The 2,402-nt window shown below is 61.9% G+C and carries 3 protein-coding genes; 1 reads left to right on the top strand and 2 read right to left on the bottom strand.

Annotated features, from left to right (window positions below; translation table 11 throughout):
* The first annotated feature begins 39 nt into the window (after positions 1-39).
* A complete protein-coding gene (locus tag VAE48_RS03070; RefSeq protein WP_322791846.1) occupies positions 40-1,518 on the top strand; it encodes an extracellular solute-binding protein in 1,479 nt (492 codons plus the stop codon).
* Here the strand turns inward: VAE48_RS03070 and VAE48_RS03065 are convergent.
* Together VAE48_RS03065 and VAE48_RS03060 are read right to left on the bottom strand one after the other, a co-directional pair.
* The gene (locus VAE48_RS03065; RefSeq protein ID WP_416181017.1) at positions 1,503-2,198 is read right to left on the bottom strand and encodes an energy-coupling factor ABC transporter ATP-binding protein; all 696 of its coding nucleotides are present in this window, start codon (positions 2,196-2,198) and stop codon (positions 1,503-1,505) included. The two genes, VAE48_RS03070 and VAE48_RS03065, sit on opposite strands and share 16 nt — an antisense overlap.
* Positions 2,199-2,203: 5 nt before the next feature.
* The coding region (locus VAE48_RS03060; RefSeq protein ID WP_322791844.1) for an energy-coupling factor transporter transmembrane component T at positions 2,204-2,402 on the bottom strand (199 nt) is incomplete at its 5' end.

The raw sequence follows: 2,402 nt of genomic DNA, 5'->3' as shown, positions 1-2,402 counted from the left end.
GCATTACCGCAACCCACATCTGCCCACCGATTTTGATTGATGAGCCGACTGCCTCGCCGTATTCTTGAGAAAATTCCATTTCCCATGCCTTGCCTCTGGCTGGTTATGCTTGTGTTCGGCTTGCTGCTGGGCGCCTGCTCACCGATTTTGCCGCCGCAGGTTGACGAGGCAACTCCGCAAACAACCCGCACCCGCGCGGTGCTGCCAACGCTGATACCAACGGCTGCGCCTCAACCGGAGCAGACAGCCACGCCGGACGCGCTGGATGACTTGCGCGGGCTGGAAATCCGCCTGTTGCACCCCTGGACGGGCAGCCTGGCTGCCGCGCTGGAAAATGCCGTGCGTGATTTCAATCAAGGCAATGAGTGGGGCATTCGCGTACGGGCCGAATCGAGCGGGTCGAGTATGGTGCTGGCGCAGCGGATGGAAAATTCGCCTTCGGCTGAGCCGATTGCCGATCTGATCATTGCCCCCTCGGAGAACTTGCTTTTCTGGCACGCCCACGGCAACCGCATTCGTCCGTTGAACGACTTTTTGCTCGACCCGCGCTGGGGGTTGAGTGAGGCGCGTCGCGCCGATTATCCGCTGGCCTTCTGGCAGCAGGATCAGGCGGAGGGTCAGCAGCTGGGCATTCCCGCGCTGCGCACGGCGCGCGTCTTTTTCTACAACCTGAGCTGGGCTTCTGAACTGGGTTTTAGCCGTCCGCCGGAAACCCTGGATGAGTTTCGTCAACATGCCTGCACGGCTGCGCGCGCCAACAACACCGACCGCACCGGCAGCAACGACGGCACTGGCGGCTGGATGGTGGATACTGACGGCTGGACGATTTACGCGTGGTTAAAGTCCTTTGGGTTGAACAATCCCTTGCGAGGCGAGCCGGTGCGCCTGTCGTTCAATCATCCGCAAACCCTGCAAGCAGGCGAGTTTTTGCGCGGCATGGTGGATGAGGGCTGCGCTTTCTTCGGACGCATCCCCCCGGAAGAAGCCTTTGCCACCCGCCGGGCGTTGTACTTTTCGGCATCCCTGCTGGATATCCCGGTTCTCACCGCAACCCTGCAGCGTTTGGGCAGCCAGGATGTCTGGATGGCGCTGCCCTTCCCGGTCAGTGACCGGCCAGTGGTGGTGGTTGGCGGCCTGTCCTACGGCATTCTGCGCAGCCAGCCCGAACGCGAACTGGCCGCCTGGCTGTTCATCCGCTGGATGACCCAGCCGGAGGTGCAGGCGGCCCTCCTGCAATCCGGCGGCGGCTTACCCTTGGGAGCCGCTTCGGCAAACCTGGCTCAGGAAGACATGCGTCAAAAATACCCTGCCTGGGGGACTGCATTACAGTGGATTCCGATTGCCCAGCCGCTGCCGGTCAGCGGTGAATGGCGTTTTGCCCGCTTCATCCTTGAGGATGCCTTCTGGCAGGCGCTGCAATATTATGTCCCTCCGGAGCAGATTCCCACCGTGCTCAACCAGATTGATCCGACCCTGCGCGAGGTGGTCGAAAGGCATACCGGTCAGGCCAGGCCGTGAGCCACCAGTAACCCCTCATCCGCCAGGAGATGTTCGGTTTTACCGTCCGCAACCAGCCGCCCTTCGTCCAGAATCAGCATGCGCGGGCAGATGTGCTGAACCAGATTCAAATCATGTGTGGCGATCAGCAGGGTTTGCGGCAACTGCTCCAGCAGGTGGATTAATTCACGCCGCGCGCGCGGGTCAAGCCCGGCGCTGGGTTCATCGAACAGCAGCATGGCGGGTCTCATCGCCAGCACGGTGGCAATCGCAACCCGTTTCTTTTCCCCCATGCTGAGATGGTGCGGCATACGGGCTGCAAATGCCTGCATCCCGACCGCAGCGAGGGCTTCGCTGGCTCGCGCAGTAATTTCCGCAGGGGTCAGCCCCTGGTACAAAGGGGCGTAAGCCACATCCTCAAACACGGTGGGGGAGAACAGCTGGTCTTCCGGCGATTGAAACACCAGTCCCAGGCGGGCGCGCAGACGCGGCAGGCTGGCATGGCTGAGCGGGATGCCTTCTACCAGAATGCTGCCCTCGGCGTGCAGAATGCCGGCCAGTGCCAGCAGCAGGGTGGATTTCCCTGCGCCGTTGGGGCCGGTCAGGGCTACCCGTTCGCCGGGCCATATCCGCAGCGAAACGCCATTCAGTGCCAGCCTTCCATCCGGGTAGGTGTAGGTCAGGTTGTGGACTTCGAGAATGGGATTCAATGTCCGCCTCCGCTGGTCAGCCAGCCAAACAACCCCACCAGCAGGTAAAAGAGCAGTCCGCCGGCCAGCAAGCGGTAGGAGCGGCTGGAGAGCGCCGGCTGCGGCAGACTGCGAATTTCGCCGTCATAACCGCGCGCCAGCATGGCGGCATATACTCGTTCAGCCCGTTCAAACGAACGCACGAAAAGACTGCCA

Origin of the sequence: Bellilinea sp., assembly GCF_034432615.1 — a bacterium.
In the GTDB taxonomy this organism is placed as follows: Bacteria; Chloroflexota; Anaerolineae; order Anaerolineales; family Anaerolineaceae; genus Bellilinea.
Note: the sequence above shows the minus strand (reverse complement) of the source record. Positions and strands in the feature narration are given on the sequence as shown.